At 45.9% G+C, this 475-nt stretch carries 1 pseudogene; it reads left to right on the forward strand.

What is annotated here, in order from left to right:
* Window positions 1–203 precede the first annotated feature (203 nt).
* Window positions 204–475, forward strand: a pseudogene (locus CDO51_RS13210) (group II intron reverse transcriptase/maturase); the annotation flags it as partial.

A 475-nucleotide genomic window follows, 5' to 3' on the forward strand; every position in this document is an offset into this window, starting at 1 on the left:
TACCGTTCTTAACAGGGGAGGTCTTACGGGGGTTGCCGACAAGAGGGTTTAACCAACAACCCACAGCGACAAATCGTGCAGTGATGCACGGTTGAACCGTAAGAAGTCAGCCGAGGTCATAGTACCGGATACGGGAAGGACCGAACAATGGTAGTCTTTTAAACTAGAGAGAAGGTGAGATAGTGCAAAGAGAGCAGAAAACTGTGAAAACAGGCTACCCTTGCGAGGGTATGGTGGAACCAGAGAGTACCAAGGGAGCGCGGAGTACTAACTCACTGGAACCTAGCGAGGAAGACGGTGCAGAAAGTTTACTTGATAAATTACTACACACAGGAAATTTAAATGCAGCTTACAAAAGAGTAAAGCAAAACAGAGGTGCAGCAGGTGTTGACGGGATGACAGTCGATGAGTTAATGCCATATCTAAAAGAGAACAAGGATGAATTTCTAGAGAGTTTGAGAAGTGGGAAGTACAA

Source organism: Natranaerobius trueperi (genome assembly GCF_002216005.1).
GTDB classification, from domain to species: domain Bacteria; phylum Bacillota; class Natranaerobiia; order Natranaerobiales; family Natranaerobiaceae; genus Natranaerobius_A; species Natranaerobius_A trueperi.